The 25,679-nt window shown below is 48.5% G+C and carries 25 protein-coding genes, 1 pseudogene, 1 CRISPR repeat array and 1 riboswitch; of the genes and pseudogenes, 25 read left to right on the top strand and 1 reads right to left on the bottom strand.

The window, feature by feature from the left end; genetic code table 11:
• Window positions 1–18: 18 nt before the first annotated feature.
• From E1963_RS10045 to E1963_RS09950, 20 genes and pseudogenes are all read left to right on the top strand, one after another.
• On the top strand, window positions 19–957 hold the full coding sequence (locus tag E1963_RS10045) for a hypothetical protein (RefSeq protein WP_132277633.1): 939 nt from the start codon (window positions 19–21) through the stop codon (window positions 955–957).
• Window positions 958–1,134: 177 nt separating this feature from the next.
• Window positions 1,135–3,279, top strand: coding sequence for a CRISPR-associated helicase Cas3' (gene cas3, locus E1963_RS10040; protein ID WP_132277631.1), 2,145 nt, complete (start codon window positions 1,135–1,137; stop codon window positions 3,277–3,279).
• 89 nt (window positions 3,280–3,368) lie between these two features.
• A complete protein-coding gene (cas5c, locus tag E1963_RS10035; RefSeq protein ID WP_132277629.1) occupies window positions 3,369–4,031 on the top strand; it encodes a type I-C CRISPR-associated protein Cas5c in 663 nt (220 codons plus the stop codon).
• Window positions 4,028–5,779 carry a type I-C CRISPR-associated protein Cas8c/Csd1 gene (gene cas8c / locus E1963_RS10030; protein ID WP_132277627.1) on the top strand — a complete coding sequence of 584 codons (1,752 nt, stop codon included), beginning with the start codon at window positions 4,028–4,030 and terminating at the stop codon, window positions 5,777–5,779. The genes cas5c and cas8c overlap by 4 nt, the downstream gene beginning before the upstream one ends.
• Before the next feature lies 1 nt (window position 5,780).
• The gene (gene cas7c / locus E1963_RS10025) at window positions 5,781–6,671 is read left to right on the top strand and encodes a type I-C CRISPR-associated protein Cas7/Csd2 (RefSeq protein ID WP_132277626.1); all 891 of its coding nucleotides are present in this window, start codon (window positions 5,781–5,783) and stop codon (window positions 6,669–6,671) included.
• Window positions 6,671–7,333, top strand: a complete 663-nt coding sequence (cas4, locus tag E1963_RS10020) for a CRISPR-associated protein Cas4 (RefSeq protein WP_132277625.1) — start codon at window positions 6,671–6,673, stop codon at window positions 7,331–7,333. The genes cas7c and cas4 overlap by 1 nt, the downstream gene beginning before the upstream one ends.
• Entirely contained in the window at window positions 7,330–8,361 is a 1,032-nt protein-coding gene (gene cas1c, locus E1963_RS10015) for a type I-C CRISPR-associated endonuclease Cas1c (RefSeq protein ID WP_132277624.1), read from the top strand. Before cas4 ends, cas1c begins: the two co-directional genes overlap by 4 nt.
• A gap of 11 nt (window positions 8,362–8,372) precedes the next feature.
• Entirely contained in the window at window positions 8,373–8,663 is a 291-nt protein-coding gene (gene cas2, locus E1963_RS10010; protein WP_132277622.1) for a CRISPR-associated endonuclease Cas2, read from the top strand.
• 171 nt (window positions 8,664–8,834) lie between these two features.
• Window positions 8,835–10,975: a CRISPR direct-repeat array (repeat unit 32 nt; unit sequence GTCGTTCCCCTCGCGGGAACGTGGATTGAAAT).
• Window positions 10,976–11,125: 150 nt separating this feature from the next.
• Window positions 11,126–11,524: pseudogene (locus E1963_RS22660) on the top strand (transposase).
• Between the two features lie 242 nt (window positions 11,525–11,766).
• On the top strand, window positions 11,767–12,495 hold the full coding sequence (locus E1963_RS10000) for a phosphatase PAP2 family protein (RefSeq protein WP_132277620.1): 729 nt from the start codon (window positions 11,767–11,769) through the stop codon (window positions 12,493–12,495).
• A complete protein-coding gene (locus E1963_RS09995; RefSeq protein ID WP_132277619.1) occupies window positions 12,479–13,513 on the top strand; it encodes a lysylphosphatidylglycerol synthase transmembrane domain-containing protein in 1,035 nt (344 codons plus the stop codon). Before E1963_RS10000 ends, E1963_RS09995 begins: the two co-directional genes overlap by 17 nt.
• Window positions 13,514–13,534: 21 nt before the next feature.
• Window positions 13,535–14,206 (top strand): CDP-alcohol phosphatidyltransferase family protein, encoded by a 672-nt coding sequence (locus E1963_RS09990; protein ID WP_066579645.1) that lies wholly within the window; start codon window positions 13,535–13,537, stop codon window positions 14,204–14,206.
• 10 nt (window positions 14,207–14,216) lie between these two features.
• Window positions 14,217–15,098, top strand: a complete 882-nt coding sequence (locus tag E1963_RS09985; RefSeq protein ID WP_201272027.1) for a phosphatidylserine decarboxylase — start codon at window positions 14,217–14,219, stop codon at window positions 15,096–15,098.
• A 33-nt stretch (window positions 15,099–15,131) separates the two neighbouring features.
• A riboswitch (TPP riboswitch) is annotated at window positions 15,132–15,239 on the top strand.
• 134 nt (window positions 15,240–15,373) lie between these two features.
• The gene (gene thiS, locus E1963_RS09980; RefSeq protein ID WP_132277615.1) at window positions 15,374–15,571 is read left to right on the top strand and encodes a sulfur carrier protein ThiS; all 198 of its coding nucleotides are present in this window, start codon (window positions 15,374–15,376) and stop codon (window positions 15,569–15,571) included.
• 2 nt (window positions 15,572–15,573) lie between these two features.
• Entirely contained in the window at window positions 15,574–16,206 is a 633-nt protein-coding gene (thiF, locus tag E1963_RS09975) for a sulfur carrier protein ThiS adenylyltransferase ThiF (RefSeq protein ID WP_132277613.1), read from the top strand.
• A 12-nt stretch (window positions 16,207–16,218) separates the two neighbouring features.
• A complete protein-coding gene (locus tag E1963_RS09970; RefSeq protein WP_132277611.1) occupies window positions 16,219–16,998 on the top strand; it encodes a thiazole synthase in 780 nt (259 codons plus the stop codon).
• A gap of 12 nt (window positions 16,999–17,010) precedes the next feature.
• The gene (gene thiH, locus E1963_RS09965) at window positions 17,011–18,231 is read left to right on the top strand and encodes a 2-iminoacetate synthase ThiH (protein WP_132277609.1); all 1,221 of its coding nucleotides are present in this window, start codon (window positions 17,011–17,013) and stop codon (window positions 18,229–18,231) included.
• 14 nt (window positions 18,232–18,245) lie between these two features.
• A complete protein-coding gene (locus E1963_RS09960; protein WP_132277607.1) occupies window positions 18,246–18,854 on the top strand; it encodes a thiamine phosphate synthase in 609 nt (202 codons plus the stop codon).
• Window positions 18,855–18,909: 55 nt separating this feature from the next.
• Window positions 18,910–19,836: a cysteine synthase A gene (cysK, locus tag E1963_RS09955; protein ID WP_132277605.1), complete on the top strand. Its 927-nt coding sequence runs from the start codon at window positions 18,910–18,912 to the stop codon at window positions 19,834–19,836.
• 31 nt (window positions 19,837–19,867) lie between these two features.
• Window positions 19,868–20,224 carry an arsenate reductase family protein gene (locus tag E1963_RS09950; protein WP_132277603.1) on the top strand — a complete coding sequence of 119 codons (357 nt, stop codon included), beginning with the start codon at window positions 19,868–19,870 and terminating at the stop codon, window positions 20,222–20,224.
• 77 nt (window positions 20,225–20,301) lie between these two features.
• On the opposite strand, the gene E1963_RS09945 is transcribed toward E1963_RS09950, so the two are convergent.
• Window positions 20,302–20,721, bottom strand: coding sequence for a metal-dependent transcriptional regulator (locus tag E1963_RS09945; RefSeq protein WP_132277601.1), 420 nt, complete (start codon window positions 20,719–20,721; stop codon window positions 20,302–20,304).
• 109 nt (window positions 20,722–20,830) lie between these two features.
• Between E1963_RS09945 and E1963_RS09940 the strand changes: the two genes are divergently transcribed.
• The 5 genes from E1963_RS09940 (at window position 20,831) to nudC (ending at window position 25,656) form a co-directional block, all read left to right on the top strand.
• A complete protein-coding gene (locus tag E1963_RS09940) occupies window positions 20,831–21,070 on the top strand; it encodes a FeoA family protein (protein ID WP_132277599.1) in 240 nt (79 codons plus the stop codon).
• 8 nt (window positions 21,071–21,078) lie between these two features.
• A complete protein-coding gene (gene feoB, locus E1963_RS09935) occupies window positions 21,079–23,238 on the top strand; it encodes a ferrous iron transport protein B (RefSeq protein ID WP_132277597.1) in 2,160 nt (719 codons plus the stop codon).
• A gap of 208 nt (window positions 23,239–23,446) precedes the next feature.
• On the top strand, window positions 23,447–23,956 hold the full coding sequence (locus E1963_RS09930) for a CarD family transcriptional regulator (RefSeq protein ID WP_132277595.1): 510 nt from the start codon (window positions 23,447–23,449) through the stop codon (window positions 23,954–23,956).
• Window positions 23,957–24,052: 96 nt separating this feature from the next.
• Entirely contained in the window at window positions 24,053–24,676 is a 624-nt protein-coding gene (locus E1963_RS09925) for a cytidylate kinase-like family protein (protein ID WP_132277593.1), read from the top strand.
• 140 nt (window positions 24,677–24,816) lie between these two features.
• Window positions 24,817–25,656 carry an NAD(+) diphosphatase gene (nudC, locus tag E1963_RS09920; protein WP_132277591.1) on the top strand — a complete coding sequence of 280 codons (840 nt, stop codon included), beginning with the start codon at window positions 24,817–24,819 and terminating at the stop codon, window positions 25,654–25,656.
• The last annotated feature ends 23 nt before the right edge of the window (window positions 25,657–25,679 follow it).

The following is a 25,679-nucleotide window of genomic DNA, read 5'->3' as shown; positions in this document are numbered from 1 at the left end:
GCAGAGCTGAGTATTCCAATGGTTAAGAAAACACCATTTGGTGAAGAAAAGGTAACAAAACCAAAGAGGGAATCGCATGATTTATGGAATAAACGGCTTCGCTGTTCCTGTGGTGCAACTTTTAGGAAAAATCGTTGGCATAAAAATAAGAATAAAGACTGGTCATATGGTTATCAATGCTATAATCAGCTAAACAATGGTTCTGCTAAAAAACGGAGAGAGCAGGGATCAGATGACAGCGGATTTTGTGATATGCAGATGATAGCCGACTGGAAACTGGAAGTGATGTGTAAAATGCTTATGGAAAAGTTGTGGACAGAACGAACAGGAGCAATACAGGAAGCAGAAAGAATATTGAAATTGTGTTATCAAATGGACAATGATATGCAGTCTGAGGCTGTTGCAATCAAAAGGAAAATAGAAAAGATAAAACAAAAGCGAAACAATCTGATTGATATGCGAACAGAGGGAGACATATCTATCGAAGAATTTAGAAAACGAAAAGAAAATTTAGATATGGAGCTGGCAAGTTATGAAGTAGCATTGCAAGAGCAGAATCAGATGAAGCATACTCCACAGAAAAAAGAACTGGACTGGGAATTGATTCATAAATCGTTAGAAGAAGTGATTGACTTTTCAAAACCAAAGCTGGATAATGAAGTGGTAGATAAGTTTATTGCTCGGATTGTGCCAAAAGGAGATAATCGGTTCACATGGTTTGTGAATCTGAGTTCTTTGAAAACTGAAGAAATAGATATGATGGTAGAAGGCAGACGTAATAACCCGACCGTCTATCTAGCCAATGAAATAAAAGAAGAGGAATCGGAAGATGAAGATTCCTCAGTACATAGCAATATCCTATATCTTTCGGATATTGTACAGTTATTAGAGGAGAAAAAATACTCTCCGGAAACAACGCAGCACAGGCTGCAATCACAGCAAAGAATGCATAATTAATAAGTTAAATTTAAAAAGCGTATTGCCAGTTTTCTGGCGATACGCTTTTTGTTTGCCATCTCTTCATTGCCAATTGGCGGAAATTTTCAAACTAATAAAGTACGATATAATGAAGCAGAGCAAAAAATATGATATGTTTGAGTAAAATACAACAATTTAGATAAGCGAGGTGAACACATGGAATATATCGCTCACATCAGTGAAGACAAAGAGCACATACAGACAGTAATGGAGCATCTCGAAGGCACAGCAGAGCTGGCCCGACAGTTTTCAGATGCCTTCGGATTCGGAGACTGGGGATATTGCTGCGGAAAGTTACATGATATTGGAAAGTATTCACAGAAGTTCCAGAAAAGAATATGGGGCAGCGAAGTAAGAGTAGACCATGCAACTGCAGGAGCGAAAGTATGTCATGAGAAGGGTGGATTCTATACTGCACTGGCATACTGTATCGCAGGGCACCACGCAGGGCTTCCAGATACCGGCGAGCGTTCAGACACCGGGGACAGCAGCACATACTGCGGAAGGCTGAAGAAGAAAATAGAGGATTATCAGGAGTATAGGAAGGAGATAGAGGTTCCTGAATTAAAGTCTTCTTTTTTCCCTTTGAGTAGAAACAAAGATGCCGGATTTACGATAAGCTTTTTCACGCGTATGCTGTATTCCTGTCTGGTAGATGCCGATTATCTGGATACGGAAGCATTTATGAACGGCGGAAATGCAGGAAGAACTGCCGGTGATAGTATGGAAGTTCTGTGGCATCGACTGGACAGCCATATAGGGGGATGGCTTGCTAATGAGGAGGAACAGACGATTAACGGCCGCAGGACAGAGATATTGAAGCATTGCATAAGGTCTGGTACAGAGGAGAAAGGTCTGTTCCGGCTCACTGTGCCTACCGGCGGAGGAAAAACCATAGCTTCGCTGGCCTTTGCCCTGCGCCATGCAGTAGAACATGACATGCAGCATATTATTTATGTCATTCCTTATACGAGCATCATTGAACAGAATGCAAAGGTGTTTGGTGATATTTTAGGGTCGGAAAATGTTCTGGAGCACCACAGCAATATAAATTATGAGAGTACGGAAGAATTAAAACCGATGCAGCTGGCAGCGGAAAATTGGGATAAGCCTGTAATCGTGACGACAAATGTACAGTTTTTTGAATCACTCTTTTCCAACAAACCTTCCAAATGCAGAAAACTCCATAACATAGCAAAAAGCGTCCTCATATTTGACGAGGCACAGATGCTGCCTAACGATTATCTGAAACCGTGTGTGGCGGCGCTGGAAGAAATTGTCCGTCACTATGAGAGCACTATCGTACTGTGTACTGCTACACAGCCGGCACTGGAGGATATGTTTGACAGTGATATGAGATTTCGGGAGCTCTGTCCCCGCATGGATGAGCAATTCCAGTTTTTTAAGCGGTCACAGATAAAAAAACTGGAAGAAATGACAGAGGAAGAATTAGTCAAAAGGCTTAAGGGTGAGCAGCAGGCACTGTGCATTTTGAATACAAAAAAGGCGGTGCAAAAAATATATGGAGAGATGAAGCAGGAGGGAGTCTTTCATCTGTCTACGTTCATGTATCCAATTCATCGTAAAAGAACGCTGCAAAGTATCAGGGAACGTCTTAGAAAAGGAAGCAGATGTGTTGTCATTGCGACCAGCCTGGTGGAGGCAGGAGTGGATTTGGATTTTGGGACCGTCTATAGGCAGACGGCGGGAATCGATTCTATCATCCAGGCGGCAGGCCGGTGCAATCGGGAGGGAAGACGTAAAGCAGAGGAAAGCATAACCTATGTGTTTCAGCTAAAACAGGTGCAGAAGGTACCTGGGCAGCAGCAACAGATTGACACTGCAGATATCATTCTCAGAGAGTATGAGGATATATCACAACTGGAAGCGATAGAAGAGTATTTTGCGAGGCTTTATAAGTTTAGGGGGGAATCGCTGGATAAAAAGCGGATAATGGAGTTGTTTCAAAAAGGACGCTTTCAGTTTGCGAAGGCCGGTAAGGAGTTTAGACTGATTGAGGAAGATACGAAAACCGTTTTTATTATAAGAGAGGGCCGCGCGAAAGAGATTCTGGAAGGGCTGCGCTATAAAGGGATGACAAGGACTCTGATGCGGGAAGCCGGAGGCTATTGTGTCAATGTATATGATAATGCATTTCGATGCCTTTATGGCGCGGGGATGCTCGTCGCGGTGTCAGAAGATGCAGGAGATGACTTTTTTGTCCTCAGAGATGAGGATGGATATTCAGAGGAAACGGGTCTCCAGATAGATGCAGAGATTGGAACAGACATATGGTTCTGATGTCTGAGAATGATAAATCTACACAAAAATACCTGTTTATGGTATGATATACATATAAAATAATACCAATAATTGGAAGGAGCATGAGAATGAGTATCGGAGTAAAAGTGAAAGTCTGGGGAGACTATGCACTGTTCTCGCGTCCGGAGATGAAGGTGGAGAGATGTACATATGATGTCATGACGCCTTCGGCTGCAAGAGGCATATTAGAAGCAATCTATTGGCATCCGGGTATGAGATGGGTCATTGACCGTATCTATGTGATGAAGCCCATAGCGTTTACCTCTGTCAGGCGAAATGAAGTGAAGAGCAAAGTATCGGCCAGCAACGTACTGTCTGCATATAATGGAGCAGCAAAAGAGCTGTCTGTCTCAGCAAAGGACGAGATTGTGCAGAGGGCATCACTTCTGCTAAGAGATGTGGAGTATATCATAGACGCACATTTTGAGATGACCGAGAAAGCCAATGAGACGGACAATCCGGGGAAATTCAAGGATATTATTATGAGAAGATTGAAAAGAGGCGAATGCTACCACAATCCATATTTTGGCTGTAGAGAATTTCCGGTCAGTTTTTGCCTGTGTGAGGATGAGGAGATTCATACGGCATATGAGGTGGTGGAGGAAAAGGATCTGGGCTTCATGCTCTTTGATTTGGACTATTCGGAGCCGGGCGATATCAGGCCGATGTTCTTCCGGGCAGTGATGCACCGGGGAGTGCTGGATTTGAGAGACTGTGAGGTGGTTCGATGATACTGCAGTCATTGGCGGCACATTATGAAGCACTGGCCAGACAGGAAAAAGTCCCCCGCCGGGGATGGTGCAGGGCGAAGGTATCCTGCGCTTTGGATATTGACAGTGAGGGAAAGGTAAGAGGGATCATCTCGCTGAAGCAGGAGGAAGAGCTGGGAAAGAAAAAGGTATGGATCTCGCCGTTTATTGAGGTGCCGGAGATGGTGCTCCGTGCATCGGGTATCTCAGCGAATTTCCTTTGCGACAATGCCAAGTACCTTCTGGGGATTGAGAAAGAGGGGGCAGGAAAAAGAACGATTAAGTGTTTTGAGGCGGCGAAGAAAAGGCATCTGGAACTTCTGGAACCGGTGAACACTGCAGCGGCCGATGCGGTAAAAAAGTTCTTCTGTACATGGGATCCGGAAAAGGCGAAGGAGAATCCCTATATCTCTGAAAGATGGGAGGAGATTACAGGCGGCAATCTGATATTCTACACAGGAAAGTGTTATGCGCAGGAAGATGAGCAGATTCAGATAATGTGGGATGATAATGTGCAAAGGGATCAGGGTGGAGAGGAAGGAATCTGCCTGGTGACCGGAGAGAAGACAGAGATTTCCCAAATACACGGCACAATCAAAGGAGTGCACGGAGCCCAGGCAGTTGGTGCTGCACTGGTTTCCTTTAATGCGCCGGCATTTGAATCCTTTGAAAAGGAACAAAGCTATAACGCGCCGGTAGGCAGATATGCAGTGTTCGCATATACGACGGCACTGAATTATCTGCTGTCACAGCGCAATTTCGTGTTCCGGATTGGGGAGACGACGGTGGTGTTCTGGGCTGAGGACGGGGAGGAATTGTACCAACGGGCTTTTTCTGACTTCATGGAACCCTGTGAGGACAACCAGGAGGTTATCCGGGGAGTATTTGAAAAGCTTGAGGACGGCCAGCAAATCGATATTGACGGTATTGATATTAATCCGGAGCAGAGCTTTTATATTCTTGGTCTGGGTCCCAACGCGGCACGGTTGTCTGTAAGATTCTTTTATAGGGACAGTTTTGGAAATTTATTAGAAAACATAAACAGCCACTACAGCCGAATGGAGATCGTGAAGCCATCCTGGGATACGCAGGAGTACCTCGGCATAGGGCGTCTTGTGAGGGAGATAGTGAACCTGAAATCAAAGGATTCTAAGCCACAGCCAGGCATGGCATCCTCCCTGTTTCAATCTATTCTATCCGGCAGCAGGTATCCGGAAAGCCTATACAGCAATGTGCTTATGCGGATACGGGCAGAACAGGGGACTGTAACGAGAGGCAGGGCGGCGATTGTAAAGGCACATCTGATTCGAAATTATAATTACGAATGGATAAAGGAGGATACATTTGTGAGTCTGAATGAAGAATGCAGGAACATAGCCTATATATTAGGCAGAGAATTTGCGGTTATGGAAGCTATCCAGGAGGAGGCAAATCCCGGTATCATTGCAACAATAAAGGACAGATATTTTAATTCGGCCTGTGCTACGCCGGCGTCCGTTTTCCCGGTTTTGTTCAAACTAAAGGAGAGCCATATGCGGAAACTGCAGAATGATAAAAAGGGTGTTAAGATACATTATGAAAAGCTTCTGACTAGGTTGCAGGGAATGATAGAAGTCAAAAACGATAAGCCAGGCTGCCCAAGGCGGCTGTCGCTGGAAGAACAGGGAATGTTCATTCTAGGATATTACCATCAGGTCCAGAAGCGTTTTGAAAAGAAGGAGGAGGCGTAACATGGGAGAAGTGATTAAAAACAGATATGAGTTTGTCGTATTATTTGATGTGGAAAATGGGAATCCAAATGGAGACCCAGATGCTGGAAATATGCCGAGGATTGACCCTGAGAGCGGTTATGGGCTCGTGACAGATGTCTGCCTGAAGAGAAAGATTCGTAATTATGTAGAAATGGTAAAAGAAGGGGAAGAAGGTTATCAGATTTATATTAAGGAAAATGTGCCGCTGAATCGCAGTGATAAACTGGCATATAAAAATCTTGGAATTGATGAAAAAAAGACAAAGGATCTGAAAAAGAATGATCCGAATGCGGATGGTAAGATCAGAGACTTTATGTGCAGCAACTTTTATGATATTCGTACATTTGGCGCTGTTATGACAACATTTGTAAAAGCGGCGCTCAACTGTGGACAAGTCCGGGGACCTGTGCAGCTTGGATTTGCGAGAAGCATAGACCCGATAATTAGCCAGGAGATTGCGATTACCAGGGTTGCCATCACGACAGAAGAAGATGCAGCGGTGAAGAAGAATGAGATGGGTAGAAAAAGCATTGTCCCATATGGCCTTTACAGGGTGGAAGGTTATATATCTGCCAACCTGGCACGGAAAGTTACGGGCTTTTCAGAAGATGACCTGGAACTCCTGTGGGAAGCTATTATCAATATGTTCGAGCATGACCATTCAGCAGCAAGAGGGAAGATGGCTGTACGTGAATTAATCGTATTCAAGCATAGCAAAGAATTAGGGGACTGTCCTTCCTACAGGTTGTTTGATGCCGTAGAGGTAAAACGGAAAGAGGAAGTCGTGTATCCAAGAAAATATCAGGATTATGATGTGACGGTATACGAAGAACGAATCCCCGATACTGTGGAGGTGACAAGAAAAAATTAATGGAGTACAGGGAAGAAGAATATCTGATGATATCGGGAATCCAGCATTTTCAGTTCTGCCGCAGGCAGTGGGCGCTTATTCATATCGAACAGCAGTGGGAAGAGAATGTACATACGGTTGTAGGGGAACTGATGCACAAAAAGGTCCATGATCCTTATCTCAGCGAAAAACGAAAGGATGTCATGATTGCAAGAGCGCTTCCGGTATATTCCAGGGAGATGGGCGTCAGTGGAGAATGTGACGTGGTGGAATTTCAAAAAGCAGAAGATGGAGTTACGCTGCACGGTCACAGAGGGGTATATAGGATATATCCGATTGAGTACAAAAAAGGAAAACCAAAGAGTTCGGAGGAAGATATCATACAGCTGGCAGCCCAGTGTATGTGCCTCGAAGAAATGTTTTCTGCTGTTATTAACGAAGGTGCTATATTTTATGGGGAAACAAGAAAAAGAGAGAGGGTAGACATAACAGACGATATAAGACGGAAGGTCAGAGCTATGTTTCAGGAAATGCATCTATATTTTGAACGGGGATATACGCCGAAGGTGAAATGGAGCAAAAAATGCAATGGCTGTTCTTTAAAGGACATCTGTCTGCCCAAACTTGGAAAAACTTCGTCTGTAAAAGAGTACGTACAGAAAGCATTGGAGGAAGGGGAATGAAGAAATTATTAAATACTTTATATATAACTTCAGAAGACAGTTACCTCTCTCTGGATGGTGAAAATATCGTTGTGCTGGACAAGGACAGGGAAGTCGGAAGGGTGCCGCTGCATAATCTGGAAGGAGTCGTGTCTTTCGGATACAGAGGTACAAGTCCGGCATTGATGGGTGCTTGTGCGGAACGGAATATATCACTTTGCTACCTGACGCCTAATGGCAGATTCATGGCGCGAATTGCAGGCCGGATAAAAGGGAATGTGCTGTTGAGAAAAAGGCAGTACGATATGAGTATGGACAAAATGGAAAGTCTTGGTGTGGCGAAGAATTGTATCTTAGGAAAAGTCCACAACGCAAGATGGGTACTGGAGAGGGCTACGAGAGACCACGGAATGCAGATTGATGCAGAGAGAGTTAAAAAGGCTTCTGCTATGCTGAAAGATTCTCTTAAGGCAATTCAAGACAGCATATCAAAAGAGCAGCTGCGGGGGTATGAGGGGGAGGCGGCCAGCATTTACTTTAGTGTGTTTGATGAGTTGATTCTGCAGCAGAAGAAAGATTTTACCTTTCAAGTAAGAAATAAGAGACCGCCTCTGGATAAAGTCAATGCAATGTTGTCCTTTGCATACACGCTTGTAACAAATAGTGTCATATCGGCCCTAGAGACTGTAGGGGTGGATCCGTATGTAGGTGTACTGCATACAGAGCGCCCGGGCAGAGCCTCGCTGGCCCTTGACCTGGTGGAGGAGCTCAGACCTGTACTGGCAGACCGGTTTGTACTTTCTCTAATCAATAAGAAGATAGTTAATGGAAAAGATTTCGTGACGAAAGAAAACAATGCTGTCCTTATGAAAGATGAAGCTCGGAAAAGGATCCTTACAGAATGGCAAAATAAAAAGAGGGAAACCTTGACACACCCATTTCTAAAAGAAAAGGTCGAATGGGGAATGGTGCCATATGTACAGGCAATGCTATTGTCAAGGTATTTAAGAGGCGACTTAGATGCTTATCCTCCATTTCTGTGGAAGTGAGGTGATTTGAAATGCTTGTTTTAATAACTTATGATGTAAATACTGAAACAGCAGCAGGGAGAAGCAGACTCCGGAAGGTTGCAAAGCAGTGTGTGAATTATGGAAGAAGAGTACAAAATTCGGTATTCGAGTGTATACTGGATAATGCGCAGAGCGTGCTTCTTAAATCTATCTTGACAGACATTATTGATGAAGAGGTAGACAGCCTGAGGTTCTACTACCTTGGAAATAATTACAAGACAAAAGTTGAACATATCGGAGTAGACCGGGGAGTGGCTGTGGATCAGACTCTGATTCTGTAGTGCGAATAGCAGTTACACATATAATGTCTGGGAGACTCGCACCAGAAATAGTGCACAAAAATGCCAGTTTGTTATAAGTTATACATTGAAAAAAGAAGGAATAATATAAACTGTTGTGAAAAATAGTTGATAACCATATTATGTATCAACTGGAATTTGTATATGATTGCTGTCGTTCCCCTCGCGGGAACGTGGATTGAAATAGAGCAAGTCCGGCATGAAGTTCGGAAACGGATGTCGTTCCCCTCGCGGGAACGTGGATTGAAATGGATACATCGACTCGTAATATGCGTTGTCCATATAGTCGTTCCCCTCGCGGGAACGTGGATTGAAATAAATTCTGACCTGTCTGTCCTCGCTGTACTCTCGTCGTTCCCCTCGCGGGAACGTGGATTGAAATGTCCCTTTTGGCGTATTGTTCAGAATCCTATCAAGTCGTTCCCCTCGCGGGAACGTGGATTGAAATTGCACTGAACGTCTCGGGGGTCTGTGCAGCGGTAGTCGTTCCCCTCGCGGGAACGTGGATTGAAATTCCTTCCCGAAATCAATATGGCCGATACCCTCCGTCGTTCCCCTCGCGGGAACGTGGATTGAAATTCCTTGAATCGCAGCATGTCTTTTCCAGAAGGAGTCGTTCCCCTCGCGGGAACGTGGATTGAAATACGTCCCCTGTCAACGTAAGCGTCATCTGTGCACCGTCGTTCCCCTCGCGGGAACGTGGATTGAAATCTGCGTGTAGCGGGAGCTGGAGTCGATTACTGCGTCGTTCCCCTCGCGGGAACGTGGATTGAAATACGTCCCCTGTCAACGTAAGCGTCATCTGTGCACCGTCGTTCCCCTCGCGGGAACGTGGATTGAAATTTGCTAGAAAGCATCGGCTTATATGCTCCAGAGGTGTCGTTCCCCTCGCGGGAACGTGGATTGAAATTTCCATCAAAAGATGGAGATACCGGGGCTTGTGTTTGTCGTTCCCCTCGCGGGAACGTGGATTGAAATTTTTCTTAAAGTAAAGGTAGTATAACCAGCTTTTTGTCGTTCCCCTCGCGGGAACGTGGATTGAAATAGGTCAGCACCGCTCAGGTCAGCATCGCTCAGGTGTCGTTCCCCTCGCGGGAACGTGGATTGAAATAACAATCCGACATAACAGGGCACGCGGGTCGCAGTCGTTCCCCTCGCGGGAACGTGGATTGAAATAGTTTGATACTTATTATGATCAGGAGCGCTTCCGTCGTTCCCCTCGCGGGAACGTGGATTGAAATATTTACATCTACCAGATAACCTTTACTGGCAGATAGTCGTTCCCCTCGCGGGAACGTGGATTGAAATGTTGCAGACAGCCGGAACATGGAATTAGAGATAGGTCGTTCCCCTCGCGGGAACGTGGATTGAAATTCTACCGCTTCCTGATGCTACCATAATACCACTTGTCGTTCCCCTCGCGGGAACGTGGATTGAAATAACAGTGGTGTCAGCGGCGAATTTCCTGGAGGCGTCGTTCCCCTCGCGGGAACGTGGATTGAAATTTTTCATTGTTAGCATGTACGGAGGCTGCCTCTGTCGTTCCCCTCGCGGGAACGTGGATTGAAATCGTTATTGATGCAGAATGTTCGTTCTGGGGCAATAGTCGTTCCCCTCGCGGGAACGTGGATTGAAATTGCGATAAAAATGCAGGCGGTACCGGGGATCCAGGTCGTTCCCCTCGCGGGAACGTGGATTGAAATCACCTCCTACACGCATTATATCGTTGAACGATAAGTCGTTCCCCTCGCGGGAACGTGGATTGAAATTGCTTGATAGGTATTTGCCGCTCTATCTGAATCAGTCGTTCCCCTCGCGGGAACGTGGATTGAAATTTTGCCTTCAATTTCGTGGGGGTAAATTCACCCGTCGTTCCCCTCGCGGGAACGTGGATTGAAATATATCCTTCGTCGGTCTCTTTTAAGGTCGGGTTTGTCGTTCCCCTCGCGGGAACGTGGATTGAAATTTTATTATAATGGTGGTTGTACAAGGTGATATCGTCGTTCCCCTCGCGGGAACGTGGATTGAAATAGCCATGATATCCGCGTACAGGTCATCCGTCATGGTCGTTCCCCTCGCGGGAACGTGGATTGAAATAGCAATCATATTTTTAATAATTTTTGCGTAATTAGTCGTTCCCCTCGCGGGAACGTGGATTGAAATTTGTCCAGTTTTACAGAGTCCGGCAATGCAATGGTCGTTCCCCTCGCGGGAACGTGGATTGAAATGAGTCGCTTGTAGGGAGCACGGCATCCCACAAATGTCGTTCCCCTCGCGGATACAAGTATTGAAATATATTGTTGCGAATAGGACAGCGATTGCTATTTATAAAAAATTAGCACTCTCTTTTTTATTATGGGCGGTTATCTTGTTAAGCTAGCAAAGCGAGTAAAATATAAACCGCCCCCTATTAAAATACAGACAATTTAGTACATACTAAGTGGATGTGTAAGTATTGTAGAGCAATCAAACCAAATACCGGAGAAAAGTAATCTATTACTAGAACAAAGAAAACTCAAAGATATTCTGAAGCAGGCTATGTGCGTATAAGAAGATAGGAATATTATAATGTACTATTTTATTCATAATTTGGTAATTATTCTGTACAAGTTGAGTGCATTACAATTCGTGGAATACATTTAAGGAAAAAGTGCACTTATGATATTCAATAAACGCACAAATCTGTAGTACAAATTTGGAAACAGTCACTTCTGGGCAAAGGGATATTATGTATGCATAGTAGGACTCAATGAGGCAACTATAAGAAATATATTCAAAATTAGGAAGGCCACGACATTGCAATGGATAAGTTAATGGAAAAAGAATACAGGATCTCTTTTTAGGGTAGCCGAAAGTATAAGCTTATATCTTTAGGACCGACCATCAGACATGGAGTTCAGCATATACCAACGTGCGTTCCCTTAACTGCAATAGGAAAGTATATTATGGATATATGAAATCAAAGCTGTTTCAAAAGAAATATGAAAGGAAATATTAGGAATTCCTAAAGAACTTCTAATAAAGGGTGCATTTTTTCATAAGTCTGCTATAATATTCTGTAGGCTGTGACAAAGGAGAAGTCATCATGAGAGACAGATACAGGGCCAAACTGCCCATATTACCGAAATACGCCATATTTCCTCTGATTGCCTGCCTGACGGTAAATTTCCTGGCATACAACGGGACGGAGGTACTGACAAGGTCGTGGAAGCATTATGACCTGACGCTTCCGATAGACAGGGTTGTTCCGGTCGTACCATGGTTTGTAGCAGTGTATCTTGGATGTTATCTGTTCTGGATTGTTAACTATATAATGATTGTTAGACAGGGGGAAGAGCATTGCTTCCGGTTCGTGACAGCGGATATGATGTCCCGGGTCGTCTGTGCGGTAATATTTATCGTGCTTCCGACGACAAACGTGCGCCCTGTGCTGACAGGTGACGGACTATGGATATCGCTGCTTCAGATGATATACGAGGTGGACCAGCCGACGAGGCTCCTGCCATCTTTCCACTGCCTCGTCAGCTGGTTCTGTTTTGTCGGCATCAGGGGACAGAAGAATATTCCGAAAGCATATCAGATTTTCTCCTGCTTTTTTGCTGTCCTCGTCTGTATATCCACACAGGTGACGAAACAGCATTATATCGCCGATGCGGTAAGCGGAATCGTGGTGGCGGAGGTTACATACTGGATTGCATTCCATACGCAGATATACCAGTACCCGAAGAAGGTATTTGGCTGGCTGTATGGGAAGTGCTTTTACAGACAGAAGAGATTAGGGAGAGAGAGGGGTAACTGTGGGAAGCAAGAATAAGAAGATTGCAAATATGATATTTCTGATCGTCGTGTTTGCGCTGACGCTCTACAGCGTGTTTAAAGGAGAAGATCTGCATGCTGTCATGAGAGCGATTATCCGTGTCAATCCATGGTATCTGCTCCCTGGAATCGCAGGTGTCGTCATCTTCATCTGGGGAGAGTCGATTATCATATACTATATGTTCGGAACGCTTAAGATCCGCACGAAGAAATGGACGTGCTTCCAGTATTCCTGCGTGGGATTTTTCTTCAGTGCCATCACTCCGTCTGCAAGCGGAGGGCAGCCGATGCAGATATTTTACATGAGGAAGAAGAATATTCCCATTCCGGTCTCGACATTGGTGCTCATGATTGTTACAATAACATATAAGTCGGTTCTTGTAGTAATCGGTCTGTTCGTGGCAATTTTTCAGAGAGGGTTCGTGCATCGTTACCTTGGGGGAATCGTGCCGGTATTTTACCTGGGCGTCACCTTAAATGTATTCTGCTGCATTGCGATGTCCATCCTGGCATTCCATCCCGCGCTGGCAAAGTGGATCATGATGAAGTGCCTGAAGATACTGGAACGGATTCATATTCTGAAGCATAAGCCGGAACGGACGCGCAGGCTTGCGTCCTCCATGGACCAGTATAATGCTACGGCACTGTATCTGCGCACCCACGGAAAGGTCATTGTAAACGTGCTGATTATCACATTTTTGCAGCGTTTTGCCCTGTTCTTCGTGACATGGTTCGTCTATAAGGCATTCGGTCTGCACGGCGCGCATATCTATGACGTAGTGATGCTTCAGGCAGTCGTGTCGGTATCTGTCGATATGCTGCCGCTGCCGGGCGGGATGGGTATCAGCGAGAATCTGTTCCTCGTAATATTCAAGAGCATCTTTACGGCGGGGCTGCTTCTGCCAGGCATGGTGCTGAGCAGAGGAATCGCATATTATGTACAGCTTCTGTTCAGTGCTGGAATGACCTTGTTTACACATCTGACCATCGGACAGAAAGCGACAGATAAAATATAAGTAAAGGAAAGAGAGAGTAAAATGATTGGATACTATAACTATACGGTGGTGCTGACTTATGTCAGTCTTGCATCTTCCGTATTCGGAATGACACAGGCAATCCACGGAAGGTTCAAGACCGCTATCTTATGTCTTGCCATCTCAGGGTTGTGCGATATGTTTGACGGGAAGATTGCCCGTACGAAGAAAGACCGTACGGATGATGAGAAGGCGTTCGGCATACAGATCGATTCGCTCTGCGATGTCGTCTGTTTTGGCGCTTTTCCCGCGTTGATCTGTTATCTGCTCGGTGTGAGAGGGCCGCTTGGCATTGCTGTTATCATCCTGTATTGTGTGAATTCAGTTATCCGTCTGGCATATTTCAATGTCATGGAGGCCAAGAATGCCCAGATGACAGAGAGCGGGGAAAAGTTTTACCAGGGCCTTCCGATTACATCCATGGCCATCGTGCTACCGCTCGTGTTCATGATTCAGTTTTTCGTACCCGACTGGGCATTCCGTGTCTGCCTTCACCTTGCGCTGTTGATCGTTGGCATACTGTTTGTAGGAAAGTTTAAGCTTAAGAAGCCAAGTAATGCTACCCTTGCAGTTCTTGTGGCTGTGGTAGGGGCTGCGGTGCTGATTATGATTATTTTCACGAATTACCGTATCAATTTCCACGCAGGCTGGCCGTGGTTCTGCAGAAGGTGGTAGAGTCAGGATTATGAAATACATAGACAGAGATGGCAAAGTGACAACAGAAGATTCCGGGCAGGACAGGCTGCTCTGGTGGATGTACACGCATCCGATAGGAAGAGGCCTGACAAGGCTGCTCATACGCCCATATGTCTCAAGGGCCGGAGGCTGGCTGCTGGACAGAAGCTGGTCGAGATGCCTGATCAGGCCGTTCGTCAGACATAACGATATCGATTTATCTTGCTGCCGGAAGCAGAAGTTCTCCTCCTACAATGATTTTTTCACAAGACAGCTCAAGCCGGAATGCCGCCCCATGGAGGGAGATGGGCGGACTCTTGTCAGTCCTTGCGACGGCAAGCTGAGCATCTATCCTATCCGGCGGGGAGACGACGGGGGGAGCCGGTTCCGTATCAAGGATACGCTGTATACGGTGGAATCCCTCCTGCGTTCGGCAAAGCTCGCGAAGCGTTACGAGGGAGGATATGCATGTATCTTCCGGCTTACGGTGGATGATTATCATAGATATTGTTACATAGATGACGGAACGAAGTCGAGAAACGTCAGGATACCCGGCGTCTTTCACACGGTCAACCCTGCAGCTAATGATGTCCTGCCGATATATAAGGAGAATACGAGGGAATACTCCCTTTTGAAAAGCCGCCATTTTAAGACAGTCCTTATGATGGAAGTAGGGGCTCTTATGGTAGGCCGTATCACGAATTATGATGATGCCTGTGAGGTGAGAAGGGGCCAGGAAAAGGGACGGTTCGAGTTCGGAGGTTCCACGGTCATACTGCTGTTCCAGAAGGGGGCGGCCAATCCGGATGCATCGCTTATCTCCAACACGGACAAGGGATATGAGACGAGAGTGAAGATGGGAGAGCGTATCGGAGAATCGGCAGGGGATTGACAGGCGGCCTGTTATGCCGTATATTATGTAGTGTGAACTGAATAGGGGAGCTTATTGGATAGGCTGAGAGGAAGTTGAGGACTTCGACCCATAGACCTGATGTGGATAATGCCAACGTAGGAACGTATAGTAAGATTATTACGGGAAATGCTCTGGCATTTCCCGTTTTCCATTTCAAACCATCGAGAGTGGACGAGAGTTCATGAAGGGGTGCACCACCGCGGGTGTATTTCTTTCATGAACTCTTTTTTGGTACATAGGAAGGAGGTGGCAGGATGCTGAAGGTAAACGGAAAAGACATGGAATATGTTCCCCATATGACAGTAGCGCTTCTGCTTCGGGAGCTTACATATGAGGAATCCCGGGTAGCGGTAGAGAAAAACGGCCATATCGTCCCGCGCAGGGAATATATGGATACTGTACTCGAAGACAAGGATACGATAGAAGTCGTAAGCTTCGTAGGAGGAGGTTAGCAATGATTACGAAAGCAATGATACAGCGGGCGCTCATCGAGCGCCATACTGCCGGGGTCCAGGAAAAGCTTGCGGGCGCCCGTGTCGCGATAGCAGGGCTGGGCGGCCTCGGTTCTAATGTAGCTGTTGCCCTGGCCAGGACAGGGGTGGGACATCTGCATCTTCTGGATTATGACAAGGTGGACATTACCAATCTGAACCGGCAGCAGTATTTTATCCGCCATATCGGCATGTACAAGACCGACGCCCTTACAGAAGAGCTGCGGGATATCAACCCTTATCTGCATATCACGGCAGAATGCGTCAAGGTGACAGAGGGGAACGTGGCCGGACTGTTCGGGCAGGATGACATCGTGTGCGAGGCGTTCGACCGCCCGGAGGCGAAGGCCATGCTCGTCAACGGCATACGGGAGCACTATCCGGATAAGCTGCTCGTGGCGGCCTCCGGCATGGCGGGATATGGAAGGAACGACACGATATGTACGCGCAGGGTGGCAGAGCATTTCTACGTGTGCGGGGACAGCGTGAGCGAACCGGAACACGGGAGCGGGCTGATGGCCCCGCGGGTCGCATTGTGTGCGGCCCATCAGGCGAATCTCATTACGCAATATATCATAGACGGACATACAGATTAGGAGGAAATTATTATGGAACAGAAAGCGCAAGATACATTTACATTAGGTGGGCATGAATTTACGTCCCGGTTTATCCTCGGCTCGGGGAAATATTCCCTTGACCTTATCAAGGCCGCGGTGGAACATGCAGGCGCACAGATTATAACGCTGGCGGTGCGGCGGGCCAATGAGGGCGGCATGGCTAATATTCTGGATTACATACCGGAGCATGTCACATTGCTTCCGAATACTTCCGGTGCCAGGAACGCAGAAGAGGCGGTGCGTATCGCTCGTCTGTCAAGAGAACTGGGCTGTGGGGATTTTGTGAAGGTGGAAGTGATCCATGATTCCAAATATCTGCTGCCGGACAATTATGAGACGGTGAAGGCAACGGAGATGCTGGCCAGGGAAGGGTTTATCGTCATGCCGTATATGTACCCGGACTTAAATGCAGCGCGGGATATGGCCAACGCAGGTGCCGCGTGCATCATGCCGCTGGGAGCACCGATTGGATCCAACAAGGGAATCTGCACAAAAGAGTTCATCCGCATCCTCATCGATGAGATGGATCTGCCGATCATCATAGACGCTGGCATCGGAAAGCCGTCCCAGGCGTGCGAGGCGATGGAGATGGGAGCGGCGGCTGTCATGGCGAATACGGCCATCGCCACCGCCGGGGACATTCCTGCCATGGCGAGAGCATTTCGCAGCGCGATCGAGGCAGGCCGGACGGCATATGTGGCAGGGATGGGCCGGGTCATGGACAAGGGGGCCAGTGCCTCATCACCGCTTACCGGATTCCTGCAGGATTAGAAGGAGGCATACATGGTGGATGACAAGACTTGTATCAATGAAAGTATTTTGAACGACGATATCAAGGAATGGCAGAAGAAGAACAGGACAGACCACATGGCATATCTTCCGGGCATGGAAGCGCTGGAATCCGAGGTGCAGGCGCAGGTGATACGGTTCATGGAGTCTTACGACTACACTGCATATACGAGCAAGGACGTATCCCGCGCGCTGGCACATGAGAGCCGTACGCCTGAAGATTTTGCCGCGCTTTTATCGCCAGCGGCACTTCCGTATCTGGAAGAGATGGCGCAGTGTGCGAGGGCAGAGACGAGAAGAAATTTTGGCAACGGCGTCCAGATGTTCACTCCGGTCTATATCGCGAATTATTGTGAGAACTTCTGTATCTACTGCGGCTTCAACTGCCATAATAAGATTAAGCGAGCCATGCTGAACGAGGAAGAGATTGAAAAAGAGATGAGAGCAGTTGCCGGGACAGGCCTTCAGGAGGTTCTGATCCTCACCGGCGAGAGCCGGAGCCGGTCGGATGTGGAATATATCGGCCGGGCATGTGAGATTGCGGGGACATATTTCAAAGTAGTAGGACTGGAAGTGTATCCGATGAATTCGGATGAATATGCATATCTTCATAGATGCGGGGCCGATTATGTTACGGTCTTTCAGGAGACGTATAACTCCGATAAGTATGAGAGCCTTCATCTGGCCGGACATAAGCGTATCTTCCCCTACCGGCTGAATGCGCAGGAGCGCGCGCTGAAAGGAGGGATGAGAGGGGTAGGGTTCGCCGCACTTCTCGGGCTGGATGACTTCCGCAGGGATGCGTTCGCCACGGGGATGCACGCGTATCTGCTTCAGAGGAAATATCCGCATGCCGAGATTGCATTCTCCTGCCCCCGCCTTCGTCCGATCATCCATAACGAGAAGATCAATCCGATGGACGTCCACGAGCCTCAGCTTCTTCAGGTCGTGGCGGCCTACCGGCTGTTCCTGCCTTTTGCCGGTATCACCGTGTCTACGAGGGAATGCGCCCGGGTAAGAGATAATCTTGTCAATATCGCGGCTACGAAGATATCTGCAGGAGTGAGTACAGCAATCGGAGAGCATGTAGACGATATAGAAGAGAAAGGGGACGGCCAGTTCGAGATATCCGACGGGCGTTCTGTGAGAGAAGTGTATGAGGATCTTCTGGGCCTGGGCCTGCAGCCTGTGATGAGTGATCATATCTATGTGTAGAGGAGGCGAAAGCTATGACTGATAATACGGAGGATATCTACAGCCGGGTGATAGCCGTGACAAACCGGCATCTGTGTGGCAGGCCGTTCCTCGAGCAGATAGAACTGATCTGCTCGAGACGTCCACGGGCCGTGCTTCTGCGTGAAAAAGACCTGACGGAAGAAGAATATGCACAGCTGCTTTCACAAGTGAGGGAAATCTGTGACGCTCACCATGTCTTCTGTATCCCGCATACTTTCGCCGGCGTGGCATCCGTTCAGAAATCTGCTGCTATCCATCTGCCCCTTCCGGTGCTGAGGAGTGACCGGGATATTGCAGGGCAGTTCCGCTGGACGGGCGTGTCTGTCCATTCGGTCCCGGAGGCGCTTGAGGCAGAACGCTTTGGAGCGTCCTATGTGACGGCAGGCCATATCTTTGCTACGGACTGCAAGCCGGGAGCCGCTCCCCGGGGCATCGGCTTTCTCAGGGAAGTATGTGCTGCGGTGAATATACCGGTGTATGCCATCGGAGGGATGCAGGGCACATTAGCATGTATAGAGAGGATGTGTGCCGCGGGTGCCGCCGGTATCTGTGTCATGTCAGAGTGTATGCGCTGGCCGGGCAGGCTTCCTCTTGTAACATAATCTGTTTTAGTCTATAGTGTATATATAAGAAGTATACGAAGAGAGGACAAAAGAGATGATTTATGACAACGTGTTAGAGGCAGTCGGCAATACTCCGCTCATCCGGCTGAATCGGATGACCGGCCCGGAAGATGCGGAGATTCTCGTAAAATTTGAGGCAGTGAATATAGGTGGTTCCGTCAAGACGAGGACTGCGCTTAATATGATCGAGACAGCGGAAAAAAAGGGTCTGATCCACAAAGATACGATTATCGTCGAACCTACAAGCGGGAACCAGGGTATCGGACTGGCGCTGATTGGGGCTGTCAAGGGATATCGGACGGTTATCATCATGCCCGATTCCGTCAGCGAGGAGAGAAGGAAGCTGGTGCGCAATTACGGTGCGGAAGTCAGGCTGGTTCATGACGCGGGCAACATCGGAGACTGCATCGACGAATGTCTGCGGACAGCGCTTCTGATGGCGGAGGAAGATTCCAACGTGTATGTCCCGCAGCAGTTTGAAAATGAGGCCAACAGCGCCGCCCACAGGGAACAGACGGGGCAGGAGATCCTGAGGCAGGCCGGAAAGCCGATTCACGGCTTTTGCTCGGGGATAGGCACCGGTGGTACGATTACCGGCATCGGTGAAGCACTCAAGGCAGTGAATCCTGGCATAGAGATATGGGCCATAGAGCCGGAGAATGCGGCGATACTGTCTGGGAGGGAAGTAGGAACCCACCTTCAGATGGGCATCGGCGACGGCGTTATCCCTGAGATTCTTAATCAGAAAATCTTTGATGATATCGTGATAGTGACCGATGAGGAAGCCCTCGCTGCTGCGAAGGAGCTTGCCAGGAAAGAAGGGCTCATGTGCGGAATCAGCAGCGGGACGAATGTGGCTGCGGCTGTCCGCATGGCAAAGAAGCTTGGAAGAGGCAAGACCGTGGTGACCGTGCTGGCCGATACGGCAGAGCGCTACTTTTCCACGCGGCTGTTCCAATGAAAAGGACAGGACGATAAAAGGAGATAAGACTATGAGTGTACTATTTTTAGAATATCCAAAGTGTTCCACATGCAGAAGGGCCAGGAAATGGCTGGAGGACAACGGCATAGCATTTGAAGCGAGGCATATCATCGAGGAAAATCCTACCGCTGCGGAACTGGAAGAATGGCAGAAAAGAAGCAAGCTTCCGCTGAAGCGTTTTTTCAACACGAGCGGGATGAAATATAGAGAGCTCGGATTAAAAGACAGGCTTCCTGAGATGAGCGAGAAAGAACAGTATGAAATCCTGTCTACAGACGGGATGCTCGTAAAGCGTCCGCTGCTCATCGGCGAGGACTTTGTCGCCGCCGGCTTTAAAGAGCAGGAGTGGCAGGAAGTGCTGACGTAAAAGCGTCCCTCAGATAGGACGGATAAAAGTGCAGAAAGTCCCGGGACCGGTTATTCGTGAAACTGGTTTCGGGACTTTTAGAATTGTGTAAGCCGGTCGATAAGCTGTGCCAGATTTTCTATCGTATTTTTATCTATATAATGCTCAATTTTCTCTACCTGCTCCAGTTCATTTTCCGTGCCGTTCAAAAGGCAGAGGAAGCGGTGCAGCACTTCGTGGCGGTAAAGCAGATAATTGCCCGCCTCCCGGCCTTTGGCGGTAGCGGTCAGATATCCATATTTCTCAAACTGGATATATCCTTTCTCCTTCAGCGTCCCGACCATCTTGGAGGCGGAGGACGGTTTTACGTGCAGCCAAGAGGAGAGCTCCTGTATCCGGACCACATCCTTTTCCAGCAGCATCCGGCATATCATCTCCAGATAATCTTCCATGGATGCCGTCAAGTCTTCATGGCAGTTCAGCTCATACCCTTTCTGCGTATAGAAGTTATCTTCCATTCTGTGTCCCCTATCATAAAATTTGTAACCAAATATAAGTTTTTCAATATTCTGGTAGTAGGAAAGAAAGTTTCCTTAGACTAAATTGTATGAGATGGTGGTGTATTTTATGAACAGGGAAGCATGTCTGAATGAAATAGAACCAGGTCAGACCGCAGTTGTAAAAGAGCTCCTGTCAGATGGAAGTATCCGCAGGCGCCTTCTGGACATCGGACTGGTGGAAGGGACCCTCGTAGAATGTGTCGGACGCAGTCCGGGAGGGGATCCGTCCGCTTATCTGATACGGGGAGCGGTGATAGCTATCCGATCGGAAGACAGCACTCGCATAACAATCCATGAACAGAGGTGATGACATAGATGGGACTTACGATTAATTCGACAGGGAAAGGGGCGGCGGACAAAGAGCTGATTATCAGAAAGCCGTCCAAGGACGCAAAGGTGGTTGCCCTGGCCGGTAATCCGAATGTGGGAAAGAGTACGGTGTTCAACGGTCTTACGGGCCTGAATCAGCATACGGGAAACTGGCCGGGCAAGACGGTGGCCAATGCCCAGGGCCTATGCGGTACGAACCGGCATTCTTATGTACTGGTGGATATCCCCGGCACATATTCGCTCATGGCCCATTCGGCGGAAGAAGAGGTCGCACGCAACTTCATCTGTTTCGGGGGCGCCGATGAAGTGGTCGTCGTCTGTGACGCCACATGTCTGGAGCGGAACCTGAACCTTGTGCTGCAGACGATCGAGATATGCAATCATGTCATCGTCTGTGTCAATCTTCTGGATGAAGCAAAAAGAAAGCACATCCGGGTCGATCTTGAGCAACTGGAAAACAGGCTGGGCGTTCCGGTCGTGGGAGCGGTGGCGCGGGAGAGGAGGAGCCTGGATGCCCTTCTTGCCGTGATGGATGATGTGGCAGACGGGAAAGGCGGGAACCGCACTCCGGTCGTAATCAGCTATCCGGAGGAGGTAGAGCAGGCGGCGGCTCTCGTCATGCCGGCCGCCGCAGACATGATAAAAAGAAGCGGGCGGAAAGGCCCATCGGCAAAGTGGCTGGCCCTGAAGCTGCTGGAAGGTGACGAATCGCTTCTGAAAGAGCTGGAGGAAGCGTTCGGAACAGATATCATGAAAGATGACGCCACAGCTGCAGCCCTGAAGGAAGCATATGCCCTGCTGAAAGAGAAGGGGATTGACAGGAACGTGCTGAAAGATAAGATCGTATCGGCTATCGTAAGGCAGGCAGAGGCTATCGGCAAGGCGGCGGTACAATGCGGGGGAAGAGGCTACCGTGGCATGGACAAAAAGCTGGATACCATCCTGACCAGCCGAAGAACAGGATATCCTGTCATGATTGCACTTCTGGCATTCGTCCTCTGGCTGACCATAACCGGCGCCAATTATCCCTCGCAGCTTCTTTCCCAGGGGCTGTTCTGGATACAGGATAGGCTGATGGAGCTGTGTGTACATATGCAGGTTCCAGGCTGGATAACCGGAATGCTCATACAAGGCGTGTACCGGGTGCTGGCATGGGTCGTGTCAGTCATGCTGCCGCCTATGGCCATCTTTTTTCCGCTGTTCACTTTGCTGGAGGATGCAGGATATCTGCCAAGGGTGGCGTACAATCTTGACAAACCGTTTAAAAGATGCCGTGCCTGCGGCAAGCAGGCCTTGACCATGTGCATGGGATTCGGATGCAATGCGGCGGGCATCGTCGGCTGCCGCATCATCGACTCTCCCAGGGAACGGCTGATTGCAATGCTTACGAACAATTTCGTGCCATGCAACGGAAGGTTTCCGACATTGATAGCACTGATAACGATGTTCTTTATCGGGACAGAAAGAGGACCGGGGGCGACGCTTCTGGCGGCGCTTATGCTGACTGCCGTAATCGTGCTTGGCGTGTTGATGACCTTTCTTGTCTCGGGAGTATTATCCAAGACGATGCTGAAAGGAATCCCGTCCTCCTTTACGTTAGAGCTGCCTCCGTACAGACGTCCGCAGATTGGGAAGGTAGTCGTCCGCTCTATCTTTGACAGGACGCTGTTCGTCCTTGGCCGGGCGGTTGTCGTGGCGGCGCCGGCCGGACTCGTCATATGGCTGCTGGCCAATGTGGATGCAGGCGGCGTGAGCCTGCTGACACACTGCTGTGACTTTCTCAACCCGTTTGCCAGGCTCCTGGGACTTGATGGGGTAATCCTTATGGCGTTCATACTTGGATTTCCGGCCAATGAGATTGTAGTGCCGATTATCATCATGGCATATACGGCCCAGGGAAGCATTCTGGAGATGGATAGCCTGACGCAGATGCACCAGCTCTTTGTAGACAATGGCTGGACGTGGGTCACAGCTGTCTGCACGATGCTGTTTTCCCTCATGCACTGGCCGTGCTCCACAACGCTGCTTACGATACGGAAAGAGACGGGGGGATTCAAATGGATGGCAGCAGCCTTCCTCATCCCGACGGTGACCGGGATGCTGTTCTGCTTTCTCGTGTCCCGGGCTGCGCTGCTCGTGATGTGACAATATGGTAAAATGTAACAAAAGGTGAAGGCCTGCAAGTTGTGCATTATACTGAAAAAAAGAAGACTAGGAAAAAAATAGTTAGAAAATTTGGGCGCAAGGTAGTAAAATAAAGGTGAACAATGAAGGGGAAATGTCAGAAGAATGCTGCGTGTTCTTCTGGCATTTTTGTAACGCCTGGTGTTATCTGAGAGATAGGAGTGATAGGATGTTCCAGATAGGAGACCACATCATCTGTGGAAAATATGGCGTGTGTACCGTGGAGGCCATAGGGCCGATTGATATCAGCGGCGCTGTAAAAAAGAGGCTGTATTATACGCTCGTGCCTGTATATGACAGCAACAGCAGGACCTATGTGCCTGTGGATAATGACAAGATCATCATGCGTCCTGTCATATCGAGAGAGCATGCCAATGAACTGGTAGACGATATAAAGGATATCGACGCGCTGTGGATCCAGGATGAAAAGAAGAGGGAGCTTTCGTTTAAGGAGGCCCTCTATAAGTATGACTGCCGCGAATGGGTAAAGATCATCAAGACGATCTATTACCGCAGGCAGACCCGAATCGCACAGGGTAAGAAAGTTACAGCGGGAGACGAGCGGTTTCTGCACCTGGCGGAAGACAACCTGTATGGGGAACTGGCAGTCGCCCTCAGGATGAAGAAGGAGGACGTGGAGCAGTTTATCATCGACAGGATAAGGGTGCTTGAGAAGTGATCCGCTATTGGAAATCATTCCCCGAAGAGGTATAATATAGATAAGAGAACTGGACGGATATGTATTGTTATTGGCTGAAGGGAAGGAGTGGGCAGTATGACGGATAATGTTATCATTACAATCGGGCGTCAATGTGGAAGCGGGGGGCGTGAGATAGGCATGCGTCTGGCCAAGAGGCTGGATATTCCGCTTTATGACCACAATCTGGTGGAGATGGCTGCGAAGGAGCTGGATATCAGCGAGGAGGCCGCAAGAGAGGTAGATGAGACCGCGCTCAGCAGCTTTCTGGCATCTTATATCACAGGGCCTGGAGATTACGTAGCTTACATGAACGCTGAAGATTATATGCGGCCGCTCAGCGAGCGGGTTTATAAGGCGCAGTCCGAGATCATCCGCAGGCTGGCAAAGAGAAGCCCCTGCGTGATTGTGGGCAGGTGCGCGGACTATGTCCTTCAGGACTGTCCGAACTGTATCAGCGTGTTCATCTGTGCGGATAAGGAAGACCGGGTCAAGAGAGTGTCGCAGCTGCAGGAGATGCCGGAGCGTAAGGCGGCTGAAAAGATTAAGAAGATTGACCGGGAGAGAAAATACTATTACGAGACTAATACGGGAGAGGACTGGGGGAAAGCGTCTTCCTATCAGCTTGTCCTCAATGTGAGCCGTCTTGGGCTTGGCAAGGCGGTAGATATTCTCGTTGTTCTGTTTGAAGGCATCGGATAGCTATATGAATATGTGAAGGGCGGGATTCCTGTGCATGGGGGTCTGGCCCCTTTTTTGATATAGGAGATACGTATTGAACATTCGGCGGTTGTTAAGGTATAATGGATTAGGAAATACAATGTAAAAGGAGAGCAAGGATAATGATACAGGACATTGAGCCGTGCCGGTTTTCCAATGCGTACAAGCCAGAGGCGCCGGACGGCGCGAGTTTTCTATTGTGCTACAGTGGACGGAAAGTGCTTGTGAGGAAGGACGGACAGGATGGGATAGCCTTCCCCACCTTCCAGGAGATGGAACCGTATACGGAAGGGCTGTATGAGGACTATACGTATCTGTTTTCTATAGACGGGCAGCGCTTTTACCTCGGGGAGGGAATCGGCTTCTACGAATCAGGGGATCTTACGCTGGAAGATACGGAGATATTCCGCACTGCGATGCCGCGGCACTTAGCATTTGCGGGGATTACCGGAGCCCAGCTGTACCGTTGGTACAGCGGACACAGGTTCTGCGGGAGATGCGGCAGCAGAACAGAACAAGATGGGAAGGAGCGTATGCTTAAGTGCCCTTCATGCGGCAATATGGAATATCCGAAGATCATGCCGGCGGTCATCATCGGCCTGACGCACGGGAACCGTCTGCTGATGTCTAAGTATGCGAACCGGGAGTTCAAGAAATATGCGCTGCTGGCCGGCTTTGCCGAGATCGGGGAGACGATAGAAGAGACGGTTCGGCGCGAGGTCATGGAGGAAGTAGGGCTTAAGGTGAAGAACATTACATATTATAAAAGCCAGCCGTGGTCCTTTTCAGACACGCTCCTTTTGGGCTTTTACGCCGAGCTGGACGGGGATGGCGCCATTACGCTTGATGAAGATGAGCTGGCTCTGGCAGAGTGGTTCGAGCGGGAGGATATTCCAGTGACAGCCACAGGGCTGAGTCTTACGAACGAGATGATCATGAGGTTTAAAAACGGAGAGATGTAGTGGCAGAAAGATAAAAACGGAGG

This window comes from Extibacter muris (genome assembly GCF_004345005.1).
Lineage (GTDB): Bacteria > Bacillota > Clostridia > Lachnospirales > Lachnospiraceae > Extibacter > Extibacter muris.
This window is presented reverse-complemented; position numbering and strand designations above follow the sequence as displayed.